23 protein-coding genes and 1 pseudogene are annotated in these 23,410 nt (G+C 71.4%); 13 read left to right on the top strand and 11 right to left on the bottom strand.

The genetic code is table 11. The features are described from left to right. Positions 1–98: 98 nt before the first annotated feature. The 3 genes from ACFYOB_RS01860 to ACFYOB_RS01850 all read left to right on the top strand — a co-directional run bounded on the left by ACFYOB_RS01860 (position 99) and on the right by ACFYOB_RS01850 (position 3,101). Positions 99–626 (top strand): hypothetical protein, encoded by a 528-nt coding sequence (locus tag ACFYOB_RS01860; protein ID WP_388553090.1) that lies wholly within the window; start codon positions 99–101, stop codon positions 624–626. Between the two features lie 253 nt (positions 627–879). Beyond that, positions 880–1,935 (top strand): alpha/beta hydrolase, encoded by a 1,056-nt coding sequence (locus tag ACFYOB_RS01855; protein WP_388553994.1) that lies wholly within the window; start codon positions 880–882, stop codon positions 1,933–1,935. A gap of 80 nt (positions 1,936–2,015) precedes the next feature. Then, positions 2,016–3,101, top strand: coding sequence for an RICIN domain-containing protein (locus ACFYOB_RS01850; protein WP_388553087.1), 1,086 nt, complete (start codon positions 2,016–2,018; stop codon positions 3,099–3,101). A 114-nt stretch (positions 3,102–3,215) separates the two neighbouring features. Here the strand turns inward: ACFYOB_RS01850 and ACFYOB_RS01845 are convergent, their stop codons facing one another. Then, complete coding sequence (locus ACFYOB_RS01845) at positions 3,216–4,517, bottom strand: phosphoribosyltransferase family protein (protein ID WP_388553084.1); 1,302 nt, start codon at positions 4,515–4,517, stop codon at positions 3,216–3,218. Between the two features lie 150 nt (positions 4,518–4,667). Here ACFYOB_RS01845 and ACFYOB_RS01840 point away from each other — a divergent pair. Next, positions 4,668–5,214: pseudogene (locus ACFYOB_RS01840) on the top strand (DinB family protein). Positions 5,215–5,287: 73 nt separating this feature from the next. On the opposite strand, the gene ACFYOB_RS01835 reads toward ACFYOB_RS01840, so the two are convergent. Next, entirely contained in the window at positions 5,288–5,497 is a 210-nt protein-coding gene (locus tag ACFYOB_RS01835) for a hypothetical protein (RefSeq protein WP_388553081.1), read from the bottom strand. Between the two features lie 157 nt (positions 5,498–5,654). On the opposite strand from ACFYOB_RS01835, the gene ACFYOB_RS01830 reads away from it, so the two are divergent. Both ACFYOB_RS01830 and ACFYOB_RS01825 read left to right on the top strand, forming a co-directional pair. Then, entirely contained in the window at positions 5,655–7,040 is a 1,386-nt protein-coding gene (locus tag ACFYOB_RS01830; protein WP_388553078.1) for an MFS transporter, read from the top strand. Between the two features lie 91 nt (positions 7,041–7,131). Beyond that, the gene (locus ACFYOB_RS01825; RefSeq protein WP_388553075.1) at positions 7,132–8,034 is read left to right on the top strand and encodes a hypothetical protein; all 903 of its coding nucleotides are present in this window, start codon (positions 7,132–7,134) and stop codon (positions 8,032–8,034) included. A 4-nt stretch (positions 8,035–8,038) separates the two neighbouring features. On the opposite strand, the gene ACFYOB_RS01820 is transcribed toward ACFYOB_RS01825, so the two are convergent. The 6 genes from ACFYOB_RS01820 to ACFYOB_RS01795 form a co-directional block, all read right to left on the bottom strand. Next, positions 8,039–8,314, bottom strand: coding sequence for a hypothetical protein (locus ACFYOB_RS01820; RefSeq protein WP_388553072.1), 276 nt, complete (start codon positions 8,312–8,314; stop codon positions 8,039–8,041). A gap of 320 nt (positions 8,315–8,634) precedes the next feature. After that, positions 8,635–9,249: a dihydrofolate reductase family protein gene (locus tag ACFYOB_RS01815; protein ID WP_388553069.1), complete on the bottom strand. Its 615-nt coding sequence runs from the start codon at positions 9,247–9,249 to the stop codon at positions 8,635–8,637. Between the two features lie 124 nt (positions 9,250–9,373). Further along, positions 9,374–10,708, bottom strand: a complete 1,335-nt coding sequence (locus ACFYOB_RS01810; protein WP_388553066.1) for a radical SAM protein — start codon at positions 10,706–10,708, stop codon at positions 9,374–9,376. 96 nt (positions 10,709–10,804) lie between these two features. Then, positions 10,805–11,560 carry a class I SAM-dependent methyltransferase gene (locus tag ACFYOB_RS01805; RefSeq protein WP_388553063.1) on the bottom strand — a complete coding sequence of 252 codons (756 nt, stop codon included), beginning with the start codon at positions 11,558–11,560 and terminating at the stop codon, positions 10,805–10,807. Then, positions 11,535–12,056 carry a MarR family winged helix-turn-helix transcriptional regulator gene (locus ACFYOB_RS01800; RefSeq protein ID WP_388553060.1) on the bottom strand — a complete coding sequence of 174 codons (522 nt, stop codon included), beginning with the start codon at positions 12,054–12,056 and terminating at the stop codon, positions 11,535–11,537. Before ACFYOB_RS01800 ends, ACFYOB_RS01805 begins: the two co-directional genes overlap by 26 nt. A 48-nt stretch (positions 12,057–12,104) precedes the next feature. Further along, a complete protein-coding gene (locus tag ACFYOB_RS01795; protein ID WP_388553057.1) occupies positions 12,105–13,058 on the bottom strand; it encodes a GlxA family transcriptional regulator in 954 nt (317 codons plus the stop codon). Between the two features lie 120 nt (positions 13,059–13,178). On the opposite strand from ACFYOB_RS01795, the gene ACFYOB_RS01790 reads away from it, so the two are divergent. Together ACFYOB_RS01790 and ACFYOB_RS01785 are read left to right on the top strand one after the other, a co-directional pair. Next, complete coding sequence (locus ACFYOB_RS01790; protein ID WP_388553054.1) at positions 13,179–13,757, top strand: TIGR03086 family metal-binding protein; 579 nt, start codon at positions 13,179–13,181, stop codon at positions 13,755–13,757. 73 nt (positions 13,758–13,830) lie between these two features. Then, positions 13,831–14,454, top strand: coding sequence for a nucleoside/nucleotide kinase family protein (locus ACFYOB_RS01785; RefSeq protein ID WP_388553051.1), 624 nt, complete (start codon positions 13,831–13,833; stop codon positions 14,452–14,454). 65 nt (positions 14,455–14,519) lie between these two features. On the opposite strand, the gene ACFYOB_RS01780 is transcribed toward ACFYOB_RS01785, so the two are convergent. After that, positions 14,520–15,356 (bottom strand): alpha/beta fold hydrolase, encoded by an 837-nt coding sequence (locus ACFYOB_RS01780; RefSeq protein WP_388553048.1) that lies wholly within the window; start codon positions 15,354–15,356, stop codon positions 14,520–14,522. A gap of 132 nt (positions 15,357–15,488) precedes the next feature. Here ACFYOB_RS01780 and ACFYOB_RS01775 point away from each other — a divergent pair, with 132 nt between their 5' ends. Continuing rightward, on the top strand, positions 15,489–16,100 hold the full coding sequence (locus tag ACFYOB_RS01775) for a sigma-70 family RNA polymerase sigma factor (RefSeq protein WP_388553046.1): 612 nt from the start codon (positions 15,489–15,491) through the stop codon (positions 16,098–16,100). A gap of 117 nt (positions 16,101–16,217) precedes the next feature. Next, entirely contained in the window at positions 16,218–16,760 is a 543-nt protein-coding gene (locus ACFYOB_RS01770) for a hypothetical protein (RefSeq protein ID WP_388553043.1), read from the top strand. A 120-nt stretch (positions 16,761–16,880) separates the two neighbouring features. On the opposite strand, the gene ACFYOB_RS01765 is transcribed toward ACFYOB_RS01770, so the two are convergent. Both ACFYOB_RS01765 and ACFYOB_RS01760 read right to left on the bottom strand, forming a co-directional pair. After that, entirely contained in the window at positions 16,881–17,621 is a 741-nt protein-coding gene (locus ACFYOB_RS01765; protein ID WP_388553040.1) for a nucleotidyltransferase domain-containing protein, read from the bottom strand. Next, positions 17,611–18,006, bottom strand: a complete 396-nt coding sequence (locus ACFYOB_RS01760) for a hypothetical protein (RefSeq protein WP_388553037.1) — start codon at positions 18,004–18,006, stop codon at positions 17,611–17,613. The genes ACFYOB_RS01765 and ACFYOB_RS01760 overlap by 11 nt, the downstream gene beginning before the upstream one ends. Before the next feature lie 368 nt (positions 18,007–18,374). Between ACFYOB_RS01760 and ACFYOB_RS01755 the strand changes: the two genes are divergently transcribed. The 3 genes from ACFYOB_RS01755 to ACFYOB_RS01745 all read left to right on the top strand — a co-directional run bounded on the left by ACFYOB_RS01755 (position 18,375) and on the right by ACFYOB_RS01745 (position 23,390). Further along, positions 18,375–19,643 carry a ricin-type beta-trefoil lectin domain protein gene (locus ACFYOB_RS01755; RefSeq protein ID WP_388553034.1) on the top strand — a complete coding sequence of 423 codons (1,269 nt, stop codon included), beginning with the start codon at positions 18,375–18,377 and terminating at the stop codon, positions 19,641–19,643. Further along, entirely contained in the window at positions 19,640–21,847 is a 2,208-nt protein-coding gene (locus tag ACFYOB_RS01750) for an RICIN domain-containing protein (RefSeq protein ID WP_388553031.1), read from the top strand. Before ACFYOB_RS01755 ends, ACFYOB_RS01750 begins: the two co-directional genes overlap by 4 nt. Before the next feature lie 91 nt (positions 21,848–21,938). Continuing rightward, the gene (locus ACFYOB_RS01745; RefSeq protein ID WP_388553029.1) at positions 21,939–23,390 is read left to right on the top strand and encodes a CehA/McbA family metallohydrolase; all 1,452 of its coding nucleotides are present in this window, start codon (positions 21,939–21,941) and stop codon (positions 23,388–23,390) included. The last annotated feature ends 20 nt before the right edge of the window (positions 23,391–23,410 follow it).

The following is a 23,410-nucleotide window of genomic DNA, read 5'->3' as shown; positions in this document are numbered from 1 at the left end:
GCCCGCTCCGCGCGGCCGGGGCGGTCGCGCCTCTCCGTGGCAGACTGTTTCCTTGATCACGGGGGCAACGGGCCCCGTGCACACGGGAATGGGATGAAGTGCGCAAGGCGAGGTGGGCGGCCGCGGCTGCCGGTGCGGTGTTGCTGGTTGCGGGTTGCGGCAGTGAAGGCGGTTCGGACAAGGCCAAGGAGGGTGCCGCCCCCGCGGCGGGCTCCTCCGCCCCGGCCAAGGCGGGGTCGTCCGGCGCCCTGGACGCCGCAGCGGTGAAGAAGGAGATCGAGGGCGCGGCCACGGCAGCCGGATTCGCCGAGAAGGCCGGGGACGACGTCCCGGCGGCCCTGAAGTCCTGCATGGTCTCCTGGGTCGCGGACACGAAGAAGGCCACCGACTCGAAGAAGTCCTACGACGACACGGTCGCCGCCCTGACCAAGGGCGGATGGAAGGAATCGCGCACGCTCGACCAGCAGATCTCGGTCGTCAAGACGCTCGACAAGAGCGGCTGGAGCATGAAGGCGAGCCACCACGGCAAGGCGGGCGCCATGCTGATGGTCTCGTTCATCGCCACGGACACCGGCCCCGCCTGCGAGAAGCTGTTCCAGGAAGACCTGGCCAAGAACAAGCAGTAGGCGGCAGAACCGGGGCCGGAGGCGTGAGTTCTTGCTCGCGGCCCCGGCCCCGACCCCGGCCCCCGCCCCGGGGTCCCGGCCGGTGGCGTCGCGGGCCCCTGACCGACCTGGTTCCGGCCATGAGAAGCGGAGAATTTTTCTAGAACTAGACTCCAAATTGACACGGCGTCTGGTCCACACTCGGCCCATGGCCCACAACTCGCCCGGAACATCCTCGACGAGACCGCTCTCATCCGCCCGGCTGCTGCGCGCCATGGCGGCGGCCTTCGCCCTGGTGGCCGCAGTGCTGGCGGGCACGCCGCCCGTCCACGCCGACCCCCAAGGCCCGCCCGCCATGACGGACGGGTCCGGCCTGACCCAGGTCGCCGCCGTGACCGGTACCGCGACCAACTTCGTGGTCACCGTCGCCACGCCCGAGGTCGCGGGCGAGCACCGCATCCGGATCCTGCTGCCCGTCGACTACGTGGCCGATCCCGCCAGGCGCTACCCGGTCCTCTACTTCCTGCACGGTGCGTCCGACGACCCCGGGAACCCCGCACTGGCCTACCCCGCACTCACGGCCGCCCAGTCGATGATCACGGTCATTGCGGACGGTGGCCGCCGGGGCTGGTACGCCAACTGGCTCGACCAGAAGACCGCCGCGGGGGCGCAGAACTGGGAGACCTTCCACATCAACCAGGTGATCCCCTTCATCGACGCCAACCTGCGCACCGTCACCGGCAAGCAGGGACGGGCCGTCGCGGGCCTCTCCATGGGCGGATTCGGCGCCCTGCACTACGCCCAGCGCCACCCCGGCCTGTTCAGCCAGGTCGCCACCCTCTCCGGCGCCAACGACCTGTCCAGGAACCACGCGGTCATCCGCGCGGCCGTCGTCGCCACCTTGACCAACGTCGGTGCCCCGCTGTGCGGTTCCAGCTCCGCACCCACCTGCAACCTCGAATTCGGTCCCGCAGTCTCCAGCGACGCCGTCTTCGGCACCCCGTATCCGGTGTTCGACGCCGACTGGCGCTGGAACGCGGCGGATCCCATCGCGCACATGGCAGCCCTGGAAGGCATGGGCATCGCCGTCTACACCGGCACCGGCAACGGCGACCCCGCCGACTTCGAGTTCTGGGCCGAGTCGGCGGCGCGGCACACCAAGGAGCGCCTGGACGCCCTCGGATTCCCGTACCACTACGTCAACTACGGCAACGGCTCCGGCTGGGGCGACAGCTGCCGCGGCGGCCACACCAGCGGCTGCTGGAGCCAGGACCTCGTGGACTACGTACCGCGCCTGGAGGCTGCGTTCGCCGCCGGCGCGGCCGCATGACGGTCCGCCACGACCCGGCCCGCCCGGTCACCCCGGTCAGCCAGGTCACCCCTTCCCGTCCGACAAGAAAGGTCCCGCCCATGACCTCGACCCCCGCCCCCGTGCGGGAACGCTCGACGGCGTTCCTGCGCATGCTCGCCGCAGCCCTGGCGACGTGCTGCGTCGCCCTGGGCATCATGGCCTCCCCCTTGGCGTCGGCCACGGCCCACGCGGACGAGACCTGCGGCTCCCCGCTCCGGTGCGTGAGCCTCAAGTCCGTCAGCAACGGCCGCCAGCTCGACGTACAGAACGGCTCGCGCGACGACGGGGCCTACATCGTCACCAACTCCGCTCCCGGCTACCACCAGTCCTGGAACCTGAACGTCGACCCGGCGGACTACAGCTTCACCATCGTCAACGGCACCACGGGCAAGTGCATCGACCTCAGCTGGCCCGCGCTGCGGCAGCAGACCTGCCGCGGCCAGAAGAGCCAGAAGTGGTACTTCCAGCCCGTGGCCGGCTCCACCACCGCATTCATGATCCGCAACGAGAGCGACAACTCCTGCCTCGACCTCGTGGGCAACGCCCAGTACGACGACGCGTGGACCGGGAAGTCCAACTGCCACGCCGGTATCAACCAGCGCTGGAGCACGAACTCGGCCGCCGCCTTCGACCTGGCCGTGGACCACGGCGCCCGGGCCTGCCAGAAGGACCCTTCGAGCTGCTCCTGGGCGGTGAAGAGCGAGGCCACGGCCGCGCCCCTGCCGAAGGTCTGCGCCTCCGCGGTCTGGTACAACAACTCCGGCTCCCCGGTCGCCCAGTCCTTCTCGGTGACCAAGACCACCGGCTGGCAGAGCGGCATCACGACCCAGCTGTCGGCGGACCTCAGCGCGGGCGCCGCCCCGGCACTGATGACGAGGGTCAGCTCCAGCCTGTCGTTCACCAACGTCTGGCAGGGCTCCACGAGCGTCGGTGACGCGATCCAGGTGTCCGTCCCGCCCGCGCAGTACGGGTGGGTGACCCTGTCCGTGCTGGCGAAGAAGGTGACCGGCTCCTGGACCTTCGATGCGCGCGGATTCCCCTGGAAGGCCGACGACACCATCACCGTCCCGGTCAAGGACGACCCGGCCGGCGGTGCGACGCTCTACATCGCCAACACCAGCCCGACCTTCACCTCCTGCTCCTGATCCGGTCCGCGCCGCCGTTCGGGGGACGGCGCGGACCTGCCAGCCCCTGTCGCCCGGCCCGCCGGGCGACAGGGGCGGGCCCGTCGTCGTGGAACACCTGCCCCGCGCCGGGGCCTACCCGGGCCGTGGCATCAGGTGCGTCGTGAACCAGTCGCGGGCGAGGCCGGCCACCGCGTCCAGCGTTCCCGGCTCCTCGAAGAGGTGCGTGGCGCCGGGGACGATCTCCAGGCGGTTCTCGCAGCGCAGCTGAGCCTGGGCCTCCCGGTTGAGGTCGAGCACCGTCGTGTCGCGGCCGCCCACGATGAGGAGGGTCGGCGCCCGTACGCCGGCGAGCCGTGACCCGGCGAGGTCTGGACGGCCGCCGCGGGAGACCACGGCGCCCACCTCCGGACTCGTGTCCGCGCTCGCGTCCGCGTCGGCGGACGCGGCCCACAGCGCGGCGGCGGCCCCGGTGCTCGCCCCGAAGTAGCCGATGGGAAGGGCGTGTTCGCGGCGCCGTAGCCAGGCCGTGGTCTCCGTCAGCCGCCGGGCCAAGGTCTCGATGTCGAAGACGTTCGCCCGGTCGGCCTCCTCCTGCGGCGTGAGCAGGTCGAAGAGCAGGGTGCCCAGGCCCGCCTGCCGCAGCGCCGCCGCCACCGACCGGTTCCGCGGGCTGTGGCGGCTGCTCCCGGAGCCGTGGGCGAAGACGACGACCGCCCCGGCGTCCGGCGGCAGGACGAGGTCACCGGCCAGAGCGACGCCGTCGGCGTCAACCACCACCTGCGCCTCGCGGGGCGCGGAGCGGTCCGCCGCGCGTGCCAGCAGGGAGACGACCTCCTCGTCGGGGGTCTGGGAGAAGTCCTGGTACCACTCGCCGACGGCGGAGAACCCACGGGGCGTGGACAGGCACACCACCTCGTCCGCCACGGTGCGCAGCCAGGCGACCGCGTCCGGTGGCGCCACCGGCACGGCCAGCACCACGCGCGCCGCGCCCATCTCCCGTACCACCTGGCAGGCTGCCGCGGCCGTGGCGCCTGTCGCGATCCCGTCGTCGACGACGATCACCGTCCGGCCGTCGATCGGCACCCGCGTCCGGCCTGCGCGGAACCTTCCGGCCTGCCGTGCGAGCTCCGCCTCCTCGGCGTGCTCGACCGCCGCCAGGTCCTCCCTGCGGACCCGGGCCAGGGCCACGATGTCCTCGCTGATGACCCGCACGCCACCCTCGCCGATGGCGCCGAATCCCAGCTCACGGTGGTACGGCACCCCGAGCTTGCGGACCACGGTCACATCGAGCGGGGCTCCGAGGGCCTGCGCCACCTGGAAGGCCACCGGGACCCCGCCGCGCGGCAGGCCCAGGACGACAGGGCCCTCCTGCGCCAGGTGACGGAGCACTGCGGCCAGGCGCCGGCCGGCGTCCGCGCGATCGGCGAAGAACACGGTGGTGCACCCCCAGACCGAGGGGAGACGGAAACCACGTACGCACCTACTTCGAACCAACACCGGATACGGGCTCCGCGCAAATCGGCGGCGCCCCCGCGCGGCCCCCCCCGGGGGAGGCGTCGAGCACGGCCTCGCTGATCTCCCGCCATGACGACCCGACGTAGTAGATCCGAATTATTCGTCGACCCCGAGGAGGACGGCCGGTTCCGCGGCCCCGCGACCGGTGACGAGCGGAGCATGCCGGCCGGCTTCCTGGCGGATCAGCGCGCGACCCTGGAGATGAAGTGCGCCGGCCTGGACGCCGAGTTGTCCCGGCGGTCGGTGGAACCGTCGACGCTGTCGCTGCTGGGCCTGGTCCGCCACCTCGCCGACGTGGAACGCCGCTGGTTCCGGCAGGTCCTGGCCCGGCAGGAGGTGGCTCCGCTCTTCTCTTCGAAGGCCGATCCCGACGGGGAGTTCGACGGGGGCGCGGTCCGCTGACGCCGAGGCGGTCCGCGCGGCGTGGCGGGCCGAGGTGGCGTTCGCCGACCGCTTCGTCGAGCAAGCGCCCGACCTCGACGTCGAGGGCGACGACGCCTGGCGCGGCAGGGTGTCGCTGCGGTGGGTCCTGATCCACCTGGTCGAGGAGTACGCCCGGCACAACGGACACGCGGACCTGCTGCGCGAGAGGATCGACGGCGCGATAGGCATGTGAGCGGCGGCGGCGGCCCGGCTGGGTGACTACGACCCGGCCGGGCGGCTGCGTGCGTGGGCGACGGGAACTCCGGTCAGAGCTCCTCGTCGCTCATGTCGCTCATGTCGTCCTTGTCGCGCATCCGGTCTTCCTCGCGCCGACGGCTGACCTCGTCGGGACCCTTCCCACCGGGGGAGGGCCGGCTCGGCTCGGGGTGAACCGGGTCCTGGCCGGGGCGCACCATGCGCTCCTGCTCCTCGCGGCCCTTGCCCGGCTCCTGGCGCTTGGCCTTGCTACCGCCCATGAAGTGACTCCTTGGATGCGTGTGGAAGGGGGTCGTGCTCCACCACGCTGACACGGAAGACGGCCGCACGCTCCTTTTGCTCACCCGGTGCCGAAACGGCGGACGCGGGGGAACATGAATACGTGCCGCACCGAACGGACGGGCCACCGTGACCTCCGTGACCAAGGAAAGCCCGGGCCTCTTCACCACGCGGGAGCGCGCTGTGATCGCCGCGGCAGCCCTTTCCATGCGGCTCGTGGAGATGGACTGGTTCGCCCTCAACCTGATGCTTCCGGTGATCGCCGACGAGTTCGGCACACCGGCGACCGACCTGCAGTGGCTGGTGAGCGGCTACATGCTGGCGCTGGGCGCATTGATGATCGTCGGCGGCCGGGCCGCCGATCTGCTGGGCAGGCGCCGGGTGCTCGTGTGGGGGCTGGTGGGCTTCGCCGCGCTGTCCGTGGTGTGCAGCGCCGCCCAGGACGTGGGATGGCTGATCGCCGGCCGGGTCGTACAGGGCGCCGCAGCGGCGTTCGTCTTCCCGGTGGCCGTCGCCGTCGTCACCGCGTACTTCCGGGACGACCGCCAGGGCAGGGCGGTGGCCACGGTGCTCGCGTTCAGTGCCGTCGGGATCGCGCTGGGACCCTTCGTGGGCGGCGCGTTCGCCGAGCACGTGAGCTGGCGCGCCGTCTTCCTGCTCAACGTGCCCGTCTGCGTCCTGGCAGCCGCGCTGATGCTGCGTTTCGTTCCGGAGACGCGTGACGAGCAGGCGGTGCGCGGGCTCGACATCCCCGGCGTCGTCACGCTCGCGGGAGGCATCACCGGCGTCATGCTCGCGGTGGACCAGGGCGCGCACTGGGGGTGGGCCTCGCCGCCCACCCTGCTCTGTCTGACCGGTGGCGCCGCGCTGCTGGCAGCCTTCGCCGTGATCGAGCGCCGGACCGACGAGCCCCTGCTGGACCTCGGGTTGCTGCGTAACGGCCCGTTCGTCCTCGTCACGGCCGCCGGTTCCGTGTCCAACATCGTGTACTGCCTGGTCGCGGTGTTGTCCGCGCTGTACCTCCAGCAGGCCCGGGGGCTTTCGCCCCTGGAGTCGGGGCTGGTGTTCCTCGCGCTGTCCGGTGGCGCCGGGGCCGCCAGCTACTGGTCGGGCGCGCTGGCCCGGCGGTGGCGGCCGGAATCGCTCATGGCGGCCGGGATGCTGCTGAGCGGGGTCAGCCTGTTCGCCCTCACCTGGACCACACCCCTGGCCCTGTACACGGCGGTCTTCGCCCTCGTCGGCATCGGGGTGGGCCTGGGATGGGCGCTGACCCAAGTGGCGACCCAGTCCTACGTCCCCGCCTCCCGCCTCGCGGCGGCCTCCGGCTTCGTCCTCACCTCGTTGGTGCTGCTCGGCGCCGTGGCGGTCGCCGTGGCGGCCACCGCGCTCGAAGCGGTCAGCGGCTCCGCCGCCGACGCGGCCGCCGACGGGTCCGCCACAGAGGCGGTCCTACGGGTGGCAGCCGCCCTGGCCCTCGCGGGCGGGGCTGCCCTCGCCGCCCTGGCCCGGCCGAGGACCGGGTGAATCCCGTTGGAGGCATCGGACTTGTGCAGCATGCTGGTCCGGGCGCCGGAGACGAACCGGGCCGTGGACCGTGCTGGACAGGGGGCTGGACGTGCCGGAATCACCGGTGACCGAGGTGGCGGCCGCGACCGAGAGGCTCGTGGCCCTCGACGTGACCGCCGGGGCCCGGTGGGCGGCGGGAGCGGCGCTGGACGCCGTGCGCACCGCAGGCCGGGGCCCGGTGCGCAGCGATGCGGAGCGGGCCGCGCTCGCCGAACTGTTCCAGGTCGCAGCCTGGATCACCTTCGACGCCGAGCAGCACGACGTCTCGTACCGCCTCCACGTCCGGGCACTGCGACTGGCCCGTGGGGGCCGGGACGGACGGGCCCCCGCCCCCGTGGAACCGCTGATCCTGGCCGTACTCGGGATGCAGGAGGAACACCTCGGCCGTCCCGTGCGTTCGCTGCGGATCGCCTCGTCGGTCCTGGCACGCGAGGACCTCCCTGGCCGGGTGGCGGCGATCTTCCACGTCCGCGCCGGCCGCGCCCTGGCCCGCATGGGGCGTGGGCCACAGGCCCTGTGGTCCCTGCGCACCGCCGCCCAACTGCTGGCGGACGGCCCCACGGACCGGGACCCCGCCTGGGCCTGGTGGTTCGACCAGCGGGAACTCGACGGCCACCACGGACTGGCGCTGGCCGCGCTCGGAGAACCGGACACGGCGGCCGCGCTCCTCCACGGCGCGGCACACGCCGCCGACGACGGCCCCGCTTACCGTGTGCTGTTCGCCGCCGAACTGGCCCGGGTCCTGGCCCGGGCCGGCGACTGGCGCGAGGCCGACACTGCCATGTCGACGCTGATGAGCGCCGTACCGGCCGTCGGCTCGATGCGCGCGCTGCGCGCGATGGCGCATGCGGCCCGGCTCGTGGCGCACGGCCACCGCGTACCGCGCCGCGCCCGCGACACCGCCCGCCACCTCACGTCGCTGCTGCCGGAGCGGCGCCGGGGTCCGGCCTGAGGGATCAGGTGCGCAGGCGGCTGTTGGGGCCGTCCTGGTCACCGGCGGCCTCGTCGTTGAACCAGTAGTCGCCGGCGGCCAGGTACCGGAAGGAATGGGTCCGCTCGCTCGGCAGCCCGACGGTCACCGCGCCCTTGGCGTCGTTGCGGGGCCGGGGCGTGTGGGTTCCGGGCTGCCGGTCGTTGAAGTCGCCCACCACGCTCACCGGCCCCGGGGGCCGGTCGGCGGGCAGCACGAACGTGACCTCGGTACGGTCCTTGCGCGGCTTGCGTTCCAGCACGGCGGAGGCTCCTTCACGGGAATCGGGCCACCAGCCTGACATACAACGTCACGACCGGCACGGCGATCATCACTCAGTGTGACGGCGACGTGCGGGGCCCGCGAAGCCGAGGGGGTCCAGGGGGAGTTGGGGCGAGCGGCGGCAAGCCCGCGCGCCGAGGGGCGCGGGCGGGCCCCGCCCGGCGGGGGCTCGGGCGGGGCCGTAGACCTCTCCACGGGGGAGCGGAGGAGATCACCGCCGGAACAGCATGGCATTGGTTTCAGCCAGACAACAAGGGTTCTGGCCGAAACAAGTTGGTCATTCCATGGCTGGGGCCCGGACTACTGGCCGGTTTGCGACAGGTGGGCCTTGGCGTCGTCGTAGGTTGCCCGGCCGGGCGGTTCGGCGGGGGCGTAGTGGAGGTTCAGCACGCCCGTCCGGAAGGTTTCGGAGAAGATCAGCTTGAGCGGGACCGGAGCGCCGTCCTCCGCGAAGAGCCGCATGCCCTTGTGGATGACGATCGGATGCACCAGCAGGTGCAGTTCGTCGAGCAGCCCCGCTGCCAGCAGCCGACGGACGACGGAGACCGAACCGCTCATCCCGATGGCGGCGCCCGGTTCGTTCTTCAGGGCGGTGACCGCCTCGACGAGATCGCCGCCGAGCTGCTCGGAGTTGCGCCAGGTGAACGAGAGCGGCCGGTGCGACACGACGATCTTGCGCGCGTCGCCGAGGGCCTTGGCGAAGGCCGCGTCCTCCCCTCCGGCCGCCTCCCGCTCGGGCCAGGCCCCCGCGAAGCTGTCGTAGGTCTTACGGCCGAAGAGCATCGTGTCGACCCCGCCGAACGTGGCGTCGACCGCTGCCCCCATCTCCTCGTCGAAGTACGGGAAGTGCCACTGGTCGGGCGCCTCGACGACGCCGTCGAGCGAAATGAACAGCCCTGCGATGATCTTCCGCATGCCGGCCCTCCACAGAAGCCCTCGATGATGACCTGCCTCCCCCATTAGACCCGGCCGGCGCCCCTACGCTCGGCTTTTGTACCGCCGGAGAGCCCCGGCCAGGTCCGGTCGAGGAGCGGGCAGGTCAGGAAACCGTCCCCTCGAGCCCCTCCAGGCTGTCCATGAACGAGCTGACCGAGAACACCGCGCGGCCGGGACCGGCCGGGCCGTAGCCGGGCGGGGAGCTGAGGCCGTACTCCTCCAGCGTCGCCCGGTAGGTCTCCAGCAGCCGGATGTGGTATTCGAGCGGTGCGCCTTGCGGATTGGCCTTGCCCAGTGGCGTCGTCGGCTCCGGGCACCAGGTCGTGAAGCGCGGAACGACCCCGTTCGACATGAAGAACCGCAGGCCCTCGGCGGTCGACTCGATCGCCTCGCTCACCTTCGTGAAGCCGAAGGGCTCGGCCATCTCGATGCCCGCCACGAAGTTGGGGATCACATTGCGCGGACCGAACACCTCGGTGGAGTCCAGGATCCTGCGGTGCCACTCGTCGCGGCCGACGTAACGTTCCTTGCCGGGGCAGTGCAACTGGAACAGCCGACGGTCCCACACCTCGAAGTTGGGGTGGTAGATCCGGATGCCGTAGTCGTGGAAACGCCGCACGTCCTCGCGCGGCAGCGCCTGGGCGACGACCTTGCCGATCCAGCGGCCCGGGAACCGCTCCTCGATGGCCTTCGCGTAATGACCGTAGAAGTCGGCTTCGTCTCGGCCGGCGACCTGGGAGGTGATCGATCCGCCCGTGAGCGTGTAGGCGCGGGACGTACCGGCGGTGTCGTAACGGTCGATGATCTCCAGGGCCTCCAGTACCTCCTCCACCGGCTTCACCCCGGTGTAGGGACGTCCGGCCGCCTTGTGCTGGCGCCAGTTGTGGTTGATGTCGCAGAACTGGCACTCCTCCTTCGCCCCGAAGTACTGGCACACCCGGAAGACCGTCAGGTAGACGAGGTAGCCCCACTGGATGGTCGGCGCCACCTCCATCACCGACTTGCCGTTCGACAGCGTGTGCCGGTAGTACTCCGGCATCGGCGGCAGCCCGACGTCCGCGATCCGTACGCCGTCCAGGTACAGGCCGAGCGTGCCGTCCTCGCCGCCCCGCACGACATACGGGGAGTCCGGATTGACCCGTACGGACACCACGGTGCGGCGCAGCTCGTACGGGCCTCCCGTGAGCACGATCTCCTCGGGCGGCCGGTTCAGCGCGGCCGCACCGAGTTCCGGCAGCGTGCGGTGGTCGAAGGAGAAGATGAAGTACGACTTCGGCTTGACGTCGCCGGACGCCCCGTCGGCGGTGCCGCTGAGCGCGGACTCGTCGAAGGCCATGCCGCCGCGCAGGAGGTCCTCCTTGATCACGGCTTCCCGAGGGACGTGCGGGAAGCGCCCCATCAGGTCCTCGACCAGTGCGGTACGGCTGATGCTTTCCACGTGTTGCTCCATTCCTGACCGACCCGCTGAGGCCGTGTGGTCATGCGGTCGTGTGGGTGTGTGGTCGTGAGACCGGGCGACGCGGGTGCGGGCCCCTCACGGCTTACGGGCGTGGAGCACCCGCATGCCCCGCGCACCCGTGGCGTCGTGGGCGACCTCCAGCCCCGCGCAGCGGCATTGACCGGCCAGCCAGTCGGCGCCGATCCGCAGCTTCGGATAGCTGCTGGTCCGCAGCGACCACTCGCCGTCCACCCGGGTGTGGAGCAGGTCGTGGACCATCACGGTGTCCTCGTCGACGTACTCCAGGAAACAGGTCAGCAGCCGGTCCGCGGCGCTGCGCACGGGCAGGAACCGGCCGGTTCCCTCCAGCGGCCGGGTGAGGTCGCGATAGGTGATGACCAGGTGGCCGCCGGGGGCGAGGGCGCTCCGTACGTCACCGAGCAGCGCCGTCACATCGGATGCGGCCGGGAGGTGGGGGAGCGTGTCTCCCATGCAGACGACGGCGGCCACCGATCCGGCGGTAGCGACGTGCGGCAGGGCGGTACGGATATCGGCGTGGACCGGACGGATCGGTGAGGGCCGGCCGGCGTGCCCTTCGAGCTCGTCCAGCAGCTTCTTGCTGGTGTCGACGGCGATGACGGACCGGAAGCCGAGACCGGCCAGGGCCAGCGACTGGGCGCCGGGACCGCAGCCGAGGTCGACGGCGGTGTCCCCGGCGGGACCGTCGGGCGACAGGCCGAAGCCTTGCAGCAGTGCGGCCTGCTCCTTCGCGAGTGAGGCGATGTCGCCTCCGAGCATCCAGGTGTACTGGTCGGCGAGCAGGTCTTCATAGTGATCGGTCACTGTTGCCATGCGAACTCCTGCGGTCGGGCAGCGGACGGGTCTCTCCGTTACGGACCCAGTTGGCGAGGTCGGCGAGATAGACGTTGTCCCGGGCCGCGTCGAGTTCGGCACCCAGCGCGGCCCGGTAGGTGGACGTCGCCGCCGCGTAGCGTTCCCGCCCGGCGTCGGTGACGGCGGCGGTCACCGCGCGGCCGTCGCCGGTGCCGGGGGTCCGTTCGGCCAGTCCCTGGGCCTCCAGTCGGGCGATCAGGCGGGTGGTCGAGCTGTCCTTCATCCCGATGCGTTCGGCCAGTTCACCCATTCTCAGTGCACCGCCGCTCTCCGGCCGGCTCAACGCGCACATGGCCCGGTACTCGGAGAGCGGGAGGGCATGGCGCCGTTGCAGCACGTCGTCGAGCTGACGTTCCATCCGGCCCAGCAGCCGTACCGCCATGCACCAGCGGTCGTCCTCTGCGTCATCGGCAGGGGGAGAGGTGAACTCCCCGGATTCCAGGGGTACTTGCATCGCCCCAAGGTATCTGCTTGCTCATGCAGGAATCAATGGAGCAGCCTGCTACGGGGTGCGCGTGAAGGAGCGGCGGTAGGAGCGGGGCGGGACCCCGCGGCGGCGCACGAACTGTTCGCGCAGGACGGCGGCGCTCGTGTAGCCGACCGTGCGGGCGATCTCCTCCACGGGCAGATCGGTGGTCTCCAGCAGCTCTTCGGCACGGCTCAATCGCAGATTGACCAGCCACGCGTGCGGGGTCGTGCCCGTCGCGGCCGCGAAACGGCGTGCGAAGGAACGCTTGCTCATCACGGCCCGCCGGGCCAGCTCCGCGACGGGAAGCTGCTCGTGGAGGTGCTCGCGGGCCCAGTCGAGGACCTCGGTGAGGCGTTCGTCCTGCGAGTCCTCGGGGACCGGGGCGGCGAGGTACTGCGCCTGTCCGCCCTCGCGGTGCGAGGGCAGCACGAGGTCGCGCGCGATGGCGTTGGCCGTGGCGGCGCCGTGCTCTCGTCTGAGCAGATGCAGGCAGAGATCGAAGCCCGCGGCTGCTCCCGCGCCCGTGATGACACGGCCCTCGTCGACGTAGAGGGCGTGCGGGTCGACGGAGACCTCCGGATGGCGGCGGGCCAGGAGTTCGGCGAACCGCCAGTGCGTGGTGGCCCGCCGCCCGTCGAGCAGCCCGGCGGCGGCGAGCGCGTAGGTTCCGACGCAGTGCGCCGCGACGAGGGCGCCGCGGTCGTGGGCGGCGGACAGTGCGTCCAGTACGGCGGGTGCGGGCGGCGTCCGGAAGTCGGCCCAGGGCAGGGCGATCACCAGATCCGCGGAGGCGATGCGGTCCAGGCCGTAATCGACGGCGACCGCGACGCCGACGTCGGTGGACACCGGCCCGGGCCGGTCGCTGCACAGCGCGAAGTCGAAGCGGGGCAGCCCCGCGCGCTCGCCGAACACCTCGGCGACGACACCGACCGCCAGCATGCCGACACCGGGCGGGGCGTAGGCGGCGATGGTCACGAAGGGCGGCATGCGGGGAGTGTGGCACGTTTCCCGCGATCAGCGGCAACCCGACGGCCGGGCGGCCCCTACGGAATCAGGGCCCGGGCGAGGCTCCCCGGCGGAGGGCGGCCGGGGTCCTACGGTCGGCGCATGGACAACAGCAGCATCAGCTCTCTCCTCGGCGCGGCCGCCGCGCGGGCGGTGCCCGTCGTGCGGGCGGTGCGGGAAGAGCAGCTCGGCGACCCGACGCCCTGCGCCGGTTATGACGTACGGGAGTTGATCGATCACCTCCTCGACGTCGTCGTGAACTTCACCCGGCTCGCCCGCAAGCAGCCCAGCAGGTTCGAGGAGAAGCCGGACCGGCTGAGTACGGGCGACTGGCGTGAGCTGTTCGCCGAGGAGGCCGGCCTGCTCGTCGCGGCCTGGGGCGAGCCGGGCGCCGAGGAGGGGACCACGGGAGCGATGCACCAGCCCGCACGCTTCGTCGGGACCCTGGTGCTGCTCGACATGACCGTGCACGCATGGGACCTCGCGCGGGCCACCGGGCAGGACTTCACCCCCGACCCGGCGGGTGTGGAGGTGCTGTCCGGGGTGATCGGGGACATGGCTCCGGCCGCACGCGACGCGGGGATGTTCGACGAGCCGAAGCAGGTCGCGCCGGACGCCTCGGGTTTCGACGCGCTGCTGGCCGCCACCGGCCGGGAAACCGGCTGGCGGTCCTCCGCCTGAACCGCGGCCGGGACCCTGGCCCGGCCGCGCTGTCGGGCTGTCGGGCGGTCGGGCAGTCGGGCAGGATACGGACGTGGAGACGACGGAACTCGTAGCGCGGGCCCGCGCGCTGGCCGGCCGGGCCGACCGCGGCCGAGGGATTCTCGGGATCGCCGGGCAGCCGGGGGCCGGGAGGTCGACGCTGGCCGAGCGGCTGGCCGGGGCGCTGGGGCCGGCGCTGGCCGTCGTGGTGCCGATGGACGGGTTCCACCTCGCCCAGGCCGAGCTGGAACGGCTGGGCCGGGCCGACCGGAAGGGCGCCCCGGACACCTTCGACGCGGCCGGGTACACCGCCCTGCTGCACCGGTTGCGCGAACCGGACGGCGGTACGGTCTATGCGCCCGCCTTCGACCGCGGGCTCGAAGAGCCGATCGCCGGAAGCATCGCCGTCGGCCCCGCCGTACCCCTGGTGATCACCGAGGGGAACTACCTGCTGCACGACCTGGGGGAGTGGGCGCGGGTGCGACCCCTGCTCGACGAGGCGTGGTACCTCGCCCCCGACGACACCCTGCGGCTCCGGCGGTTGGTCGACCGGCATGTGCGCCACGGCAAGGACCACGCCGGCGCACGCGCCTGGGTGGCCCGCTCGGACGAGGCCAACGCCCGCCTCATCGCCCCGGGCCGCACCCGAGCGGATCTCGTCCTCGACGCAGGCTGACCCGTGTCCCGCGTCGGCGTGGCCTGCGTCGGCGTGGCCTGCGTCGGCGTGGCCTGCACCGGGTCTCAGTCGCCCAGGCCCAGGAATGCCGAGGTGGCCGCCACGAATCGGCCGGCGTCGTCGATCCAGGGGTAGTGGCCCGCTCCCGGCTGCACGACGAGCGTGGAGTGGGGCAACAGCGAGCCGAACTCGGTGACGGTCGGAGGGGGGCTGTTCAGATCGAACTCCCCGGCGAGCAGCAGGACCGGGACCTCGCAGGCGGTGAGCGCCGCACGAGTGCCCTCCGGGTCGAAGGCTCCCTCGGCCGCGAACAGGGCGACGGCCTCCATGTTGTCCGGCCGGCCGGCCGCGTGGTGCCGCTCGGCCGGAGCGTCCCAGCGGCCGTAGAAGAAGGGGGCGATGGCCTCCCAGTCGCTGCCCGTACCGTCGGTGATCGCTTCCAGGGCGGCGAAGGCCGAGGGGAACCACGGCTCGTCCTGCCGGAGCCGCGCGAGCTCGCGTCGCGTCTCTGCGGTGATCGGGATGCCGACGGCCCGGGCGCCGGGGGTGATCAGGGCGAGTCTGCGGACGTTCGCCGGACGGCGGGCCGTGTACTGCGTCGCGATGTTCGCGCCGGCGGAGTGGGCGAGCAGGTCCATCACGGGGAGTCCGAGGTGTTCCCGTAGGGCCTCGACGTCCTCCGCGAGGCGGTCGCAGCGGTAGGAGGAGGGGTCCTCGGGAACCGCCGACCGGCCGGTGCCGCGAAGGTCCGGGACGATCAGTCGGTGGTGCTCGGACAGACCGCCGAGGTCGCCGAGATAGCGGGAGTCCGCGGGGCCTCCGGGGACGCAGACGACAGGATCGCCGTCTCCGAGTACGCGATAGGCGAGCAGGGTTCCGTCGTGCGCGGTGAAGGTGGGCATGGCGTGGATGGTGTCAGTCGCGTCGCCGATGGGGCAAGGGGATATTCGAATTGAATGGCCAGGTCAGGCCATCTATAACCAGGTTGTATAACCTGGTTGTGGTGGTGGCGTGTGCGGGTGTACAACCGAGGTGTGGCAGAAGAAGAGAACGCGCCCCGGAACCCGGAGGCACTGACCGAGGAACAGGCCGGGCGGATGTTCGCCGGAATGAACGACATCATCCGCGCGGGCGAGGAGATGCGCGCGTTGCGGTCCGAGATGATCAAGCTGTTCGCCGGCTTCGGCTGGACCCAGGACAAGATCGCCCGGCTCGCCGAGATGAGTCAGCCCGCCGTGTCCAAGCAGGTGGCGAAGTACGGTACGGGCGACCCGGAGCCCGCGATGGAGCTGTCCCTCGATCAACGCGACATCCCGTGGCTCGAAGGGCGTCTGTGGGGCCTTGCCGAGGAGATCTCCGAGTCCTTCCCGGGCGCCGCGCGCTGCACGCCGTACCTGAACGCCATCGCCCGGGGGCGGCGGCGCTTCACGTCCCAGAACGTCGACGACCTGCGGCGGCTCGTCGAAGAGGACCTGAGGCGGCACCGTGCGGAGCTCCCCGGCGGCTACCGCGAGGCGTACGACGAGATCAGCCGTGGCCTGGACGTCCCCTCGAAGGCGGCCGCCACCGCCTCGGCGTCCGTGCGCCGCGCCCTCGGCTGCCAGATCCAGCGCGACCGGCTCAGGAGCGGTGGCTCCCGGGCCTGACGCGCGCGGCGAGGGCGGTGACGGTGCTGAGCGGCGGGGCCCGGCCGAGGCGCGCGACCCGTTGATATAGCGTGATCCCTTCAATAGGACATGTACACGCCCACGGGGGACTCCTAGATGACTTATCCGCCGCAGCAAGGCCCTGGTCCGTACGGCCAGCCCGGCCCGTACGGACAGCAGCCGCCGCAGGGGTACCCGCCCCAGCCGGGGCCGCCGCCCGGATACCAGCAGCAGCAGATGTACCCGCCCCAGCAGCAGATGCCGATGCAGCCTCAGCACCAGCAGTGGGCCGGGCCCGCGCCCGTGCCGCAGCCCTCTCGGAGCGGGGGCTTGGGTGTCATGAAGATCCTCAAGATCATCGGTGTGGTGGTCGTCCTCATCGCCTGCGCGGTGGGCTACTTCCTGAGCCGGGACGACGCCGACAAGGCGAAGGCCGGGGACTGCCTGAAGAACAACGGGTCCACGGTGACTCCTGACCTTCAGGTGGTGAAGTGCGGGGGCGCCGACGCCAAGTACAAGGTCGTCGCGGTGATCCCCGACACGCTGGACACCTCCAAGTGCGAGGGCAAGTCGGACATCGGCTACCACGAGCAGACCCGAGGCTCCCGCCGGAGCTCGGGCAAGCAGTTCGTGCTCTGCATCAACGAGGTCAAGAAGTAGCCGCAGCCGCCCTGCCGTCCGCGTCGCGGACGGCAGGGCGGCGGCCCGCCGCCCGGCCCCGCCGCTTGCGCGGGCCGGCCGGGCCTGGCCGGGTCCCCCGGGCCGCGGAGCCTGTCGGCGTCAGGCCGACGCGGCCACCGATTCGATGACGCCGCGCCAGGTCCGCCGATACCCCTCGCGCAACGGCCCGCCGACGAGGTCGAGGACCTCCGACGCCGCGCCGGTCATGAGCGACGGGTCGCCCGACTCGCACAGGGACAGGTGCCCTTCGAGCAGGGCGGCCCCGCGTCGCGCGTCCGCCTCCACAAGGCGTCGCGGCAGCCACTTCCCGCCGCCGCTCCATGCGCGGTGGTGGTCGAAGAGCAGATCGGCCGCAGAGCCCAGGACGAACCCGGCCACCGCGAGACGCTCCAAGCGGTCGTCCGCGTCGGCGAGGTCGTCCAGCGCGTCCGTCAGTCCGTACCTCTTGGTCTCGACCGTCTGCTGGTCGAGCGCCGGCGGACCCTGGCGGAGATCAGCTTCGGCCAGTGCCCGGGCCCGCCCGGCCTCACCGTCCGTGTCGACCAGGACGAGACCGGTGGCGTACATGCTCTGCATCACCGCACGACGTGCGGCGACGTCCGCGGCGAAGAGCTCCGCGAGACCGGCGCGGGTGTGGAAGAACAGCTCGGCGACACGTCCCTCGAACCGGACGGTCTCCCGGCCGGTTTCGCCACCGTCCCCGATGAGCACGGCGATGTCCAGGTCGCTGCCGGGTTTTGCCCGTCCGGCCGCCGTCGATCCGGCGAGGATCACGGACAGCGCGTCGGGGAAACGGTCATGGGCGAGACGTCGCGCTTGGCTGACGGGATCAACGTGCATGGGGGTCGGCCCTTCCGAGGAGAGTGATCTCCGCCTTCACGTCCGCGAGTTCGTCGTGACGGTTCATGGTACTCAGCTGCTCCCCGTAGCGGATCAACGCGGTGAGGAGCAGCGACGTCCGCTCGGGCTCCAACGCGTGCATGCGACGGGCGGCGTCGACGGACTCGGCCCGGAGGGCCAGCGCCGTTTCGGGCTGATGCGCGAACTCCTGACGGCTGTACTCGTACAGAGCGCCCGTCAGGAGAGGGAGATACGCCAACGGGCTCACCTGGACGAGAACGCGAAAGGCTGCGACCTGCTGCCGGACCGGCAGCGTCTCCGATCCGAGGAGGGCCACCCGGGCCCGCAGTACCGCGTCGTGATTGATGTGCGCCGTGTGATTCATGAGGGTGATTCTGAAAGCCGCACCGGTACCCAAACAAGGGCATTCGACTGTGCCCTTGGTCCTACGAAAACGCCGTCTGACCTGTCATGATGGATACGTCTTCACCCCTGCGCCCGCCCCGGACGGTCTGTCAGCCGCCGCGATGGCGGAGGCGCGTCGCTCGGAGCCCCGGCTTACCGTGACTTCCCGCAGCTTCTGTGACTTCCCGCGACTTCCCGCGCGCTTCTGAGCGTTCACGAATGTGAGCCATGCACCGACCCTTGACAGGGAATTTGTTCACTTCTTAAATCACGTAATGAACTAAGTACCCACCCCCCTCGAACCCTGGCGTGCAGGATCTGTCATGCGCATGCCAGGAAGGGAGACTCATGGACTTCCCGCGCTTAACCCGGCGCTCCCTGCTGTCCCTTGTCCCGGTTCTCGCCCTCGTGTCGCTGTCCACCGGCCTGGCGCAGGGCTTGCCCGCAGGGAACGCCCCCGCACCGGCGGCCGCCGCAGCAGCGTCGGCCGCCGTCACGTTCTCCGACGAGTTCGACGGGCCCGCGGGCGCTGCCGTCGACGGAGCGAAGTGGCAGATCGAGACGGGCGACAACGTCAACAACCACGAGCGGCAGTACTACACCCCGGACAACCGCAACGCCGCCCTCGACGGCCAGGGGCATCTCGTCGTCACCGCCCGCCGGGAGAATCCGGGCAACTACCAGTGCTGGTACGGAAAGTGCGAGTACACGTCCGCCCGCCTGAACACGGCCGGCAGGTTCACCGCGAAGTACGGCCGCGTCGAGGCCCGGATGAAGATTCCGCGGGGGCAGGGAATGTGGCCCGCGTTCTGGATGCTGGGCGATGACATAGGCCAGGTCGGATGGCCCGCCTCGGGCGAGATCGATGTCATGGAGAACGTGGGCTTCGAGCCGTCCACGGTTCACGGCACCCTGCACGGCCCCGGCTACTCCGGCTCCGGCGGTATCGGCGCGGGCTACACCCTGCCCGGCGGGCAGGCGTTCGCCGACGCCTTCCACACCTTCGCCGTCGAGTGGAGCCAGGACGCCATCACCTGGTCCGTGGACGGCGCCGTGTACCAGCGGCGCACCCCCGCCGACCTCGGCGGACGCCAGTGGGTTTTCAACAAGCCGTTCTTCCTGATCCTCAACCTCGCGGTCGGCGGCTACTGGCCCGGCGACCCCGACGGCAGCACCGCCTTCCCGCAGCAGCTGCTGGTCGACTACGTCCGGGTCACCACCGACAGCGTCCGGCCCGGCGGCGCCATCACCGGGATCGGCGGCAAGTGCGTGGACGTGGCGGGGGCCGCCACCGCGAACGGGACGCCCGTACAGCTCTACGACTGCAACGGCACGGCCGCCCAGCGATGGAGCCTCGGGGGCGACGGAACGATCCGCGCACTCGGCAAGTGCCTGGACGTGGCGTCGGGCGGCACGGCCGACGGTACGAAGGTCCAGCTCTGGGACTGCAACGGAACGGCCGCCCAGCAATGGGCCGTTCCTGCGGCACGCGACATCGTCAACCCACAGGCGAACAAGTGCCTTGACGCCGCCGGCAACAGCTCGGCCAACGGCACCCGGCTGCAGATCTGGACCTGCACGGGAGCCGCGAACCAGAAGTGGACGGTGACCCGATGACCCGGATCGCCGGGCCGTGGGTCACGGCATTCGTGGCCGCGGCCTCGGCCGCCTCGGTCCTCGCCGCCGTCCAGCCCACCCAGGCGGCCACCCCACACACATCGGCCGGGGCGGCCGCCGCCCTGCCCGCGGGCTGGTCCACCGTGGTGAACGCCGGCAGCGGCAAGTGCCTGGACGCGGGCTCGGCAGCGACCGCGAACGGTACGGCGGTACAGCAGTACACCTGCAACAACAGCGGTGCACAGCAGTGGAGTTTCACGCCGACCGGCGACGGTTTCGTCCGTATCGGCAACCGCAACGACGTCAGCCAGGTGGTCGACGTGAGCAACACGTCCTCGGCGGACAACGCGGCCTTGCACCTGTGGACGTACGGCGGCGGCGACAACCAGCAGTGGCGGGCCGTCGAAGAAGGCGGCGGCGCCTACCACTTCGTCAGCCGACACAGCGGCAAGTGCCTGGACGTGCCCGCAGCCTCTACCGCCGACAGCGTCCAGCTGGTGCAGTACACCTGCAACGGCACTGCGGCCCAGCGCTTTCAGGTCGCGCCGGTGAGCACCGGGCCCGGGGACGTCGATCTCGGCCCGAACGTGGTCGTCTTCGACCCGTCGATGCCTTCCTCCACGATCCAGAGCCGACTGAACTCCATCTTCCGGCAGCAGGAGACCAACCAGTTCGGCCCCCAGCGCTACGCGGTGATGTTCAAGCCGGGTACGTACAGCAACGACGTCAACGTCGGCTTCTACACCCAGGTCCTCGGTCTCGGCCAGTCGCCCGACTCGGTCACCATCAACGGCGCCGTGCACGTGGAGGCCGACTGGTTCCCGCCGAACAACGCCACCCAGAACTTCTGGCGCGGCGCCGAGAACCTGTCGGTGAACCCGACCGGCGGAACCGACCGATGGGCGGTGTCCCAGGCCGCGCCCTACCGGCGCATGCACGTACGCGGCAACCTCGCGCTGGACGACGGAGGCTGGGCCAGCGGCGGCTTCATGGCCGACAGCAAGGTCGACGGCCAGGTGCGGTCGGGGACCCAGCAGCAGTGGCTGACCCGCAACTCCCAGCTCGGCAGCTGGAACGGCGCCAACTGGAACATGGTCTTCGTCGGCAGCCAGGGCGTGCCGGGCAACAGCTTCCCCAACCCGCCGTACACCAGCGTGGACCAGACCCCCACGGTCCGCGAGAAGCCCTTCCTGTACCTGGACGGCGCGGGCGCCTACAGGGTGTTCGTGCCCTCGCTGCGCGCCGACTCCTCCGCCACCACGTGGGCGAACGGGAACGCGGCGGGCAGCTCGCTCGGCATGGACCAGTTCTTCGTAGTCAAGTCCGGGGCGACTGCCGCACAGATCAACGCCGCCCTGGCCGAGGGCAAGAACCTGCTGGTCACCCCCGGTGTCTACCACCTGGACCAGCCCCTTCGGGTGACCCGGCCGGACACCGTCGTCCTCGGTCTCGGCCTCGCCACCTTCATTCCCGACAACGGCGTCACCGCCATGACGGTCGCCGACGTCGACGGCGTGAAGGTGGCGGGCGTGCTCTTCGACGCCGGTCCCGCCAACTCGAAGACACTGATGGAGGTCGGCCCGGCCGGCTCCGCCGCGGGCCACTCGGCGAACCCCACCTCCCTGCACGACGTCTTCTTCCGCGTCGGCGGAGCCGCCGTGGGCAGGGCGACCACCAGCATCGTCGTCAACAGCCACGACGTCATCGGCGACCACATGTGGATCTGGCGCGGCGACCACGGCAGCGGCATCGGCTGGAACAGCAACACGGCGGACACGGGACTCGTGGTCAACGGCGACAACGTGATCATGTACGGACTGTTCGTCGAGCACTACCAGAAGCACCAGACCGTGTGGAACGGCAACGGCGGGCGCACGTACTTCTACCAGAACGAGATGCCGTACGACCCGCCGGACCAGGCAGCCTGGATGAACGGCTCCACGCAGGGCTACGCCGCGTACAAGGTCGCCGCCGACGTGACCAGCCACCAGGCCTTCGGACTCGGCAGCTACTGCTTCTTCAACGTCGACCCCGGCGTGACCGCAGAGCGCGCCTTCGAGGTCCCGGCCCATCCGAACGTGCGCCTGCGGAGCATGGTGACGGTCTCGCTCGGCGGCACCGGGACCATCCGGCACGTCGTCAACGACAGGGGAGGACCTTCCAACTCGTCCACCAACGTGGCCAATCTGGTCAGCTATCCGTGAAAGGTGTCCGGGCCGGGCGGGTGACTCCGCGCGGCCCGGGCGGCCGTCCGCGCTTCAGGCCCCGTTCACCCGCGGCTGTCACCGTTGCCGGATGGCTATCAGTAGACGAGAACTGCTGGCAACCGGAGCGGCCGCGGCCGCCGGCTCCCTCACCCCCACCGGCCAGGACACCACCACCCGCACCCTGCGCGGCACGATCCCGCCCGGCGCCCCGGACTGGGTGTACGTCGCCCTGGAAGTCCCGCCGGGCACCGCTGAGTTACGTATCTCCTATACGTACGACAAGCCGCCCGTGCCGCCGGGCACCGCCGGTAACGCACTCGACATGGGCATCTTCGACCAGAGAGGGACCTCGGTCGGGGGCCGCGGCTTCCGGGGCTGGTCCGGCGGTGCGCGCAAAGAGTTCTTCCTCCGCACGGACGAGGCCACCCCGGGCTACCTGCCCGGCCCGATAGAGCCGGGCCGGTGGTACCTGGCGCTCGGCCCGTACACGGTGGCGCCCGGCGGCCTGGCCTACGAGATCACCGCCACCTTCACCTCCGGCGACCCTGCCCCGCCCGCGGTTCCAGCCCACCCGCCGCAGCGGGCCCGGGGCCGCGGCCGGGCCTGGTACCGCGGCGACTGCCACCTGCACTCCGTGCACTCCGACGGCCGGCGCACCCCCGCCGAACTCGGCGATCTCGCACGGGCGGCGGGCCTGGACTTCATCAACTCCTCGGAGCACAACACCCACTCGGCGCACGCGGTGTGGGGGCCGGTCGCCGAGGCCGCGCCCGGACTGCTCGTACTGACCGGCGAGGAGGTCACCACCCGCACCGGCCACGTCCTAGCGGTAGGTACCGCACCAGGCACCTTCGTGGACTGGCGATACCGGGAACGCGACCACCGCTTCGGTCGTGTCGCACACGCGATACACAAGGCCGGAGGGCTGGTCGTCCCCGCCCATCCGCACGCCACGTGCATCGGCTGCGCCTGGAAGTTCGGCTTCGGCGAAGCCGACGCGGTCGAGGTGTGGAACGGAACCTGGACCCCGGACGACGAGGTCGCCCTCGCATCGTGGGACGCGACCCTGCGCGGCGGCGGTGAGCGGTGGCTCCCGGCCATCGCCTCAAGCGACTACCACCGGGATCCGGACCGGGTGGGCACACCGCAGACGGTGGTCCTGGCCGACGACCTGTCGCGCGAGGCGATCCTGGCCGGGCTGCGGTCCGGCCACAGCTACGCCGCCGAATCCGACGCCGTCTCCTTGGCGTTCGACGCGGTGACCGCACGCGGGGCGCGCGCCGGGATCGGCGACCGGCTCCAGGTCCCGGACGACACGGAGATCCTGATCCGGCTGAGCGTTGCCGGAGCCGACGGATGCGACCTGAGGCTGGTCACCGACCAGGGCGTGGCCTTCACGGCTCCGGCGGCCGCCTCCCTTGAATGGCGCACGACGCCCGCCCGTACGACCTACGTCCGGGCGGAGGTCCGCCGTCCGTCCCAGATTCCGGCCCTGCCGGGACCCCCGGCGGCGCTGACCAACCCGATCTGGCTGGCCTGAATCGAAGAAACGATTATGCG

The sequence above is a fragment of the Streptomyces sp. NPDC006463 genome (assembly GCF_042870715.1).
Lineage (GTDB): Bacteria > Actinomycetota > Actinomycetes > Streptomycetales > Streptomycetaceae > Streptomyces.
The sequence above is the reverse complement of the archived record's forward strand: the minus strand, read 5'-3'. Positions and strand labels throughout refer to the sequence as shown.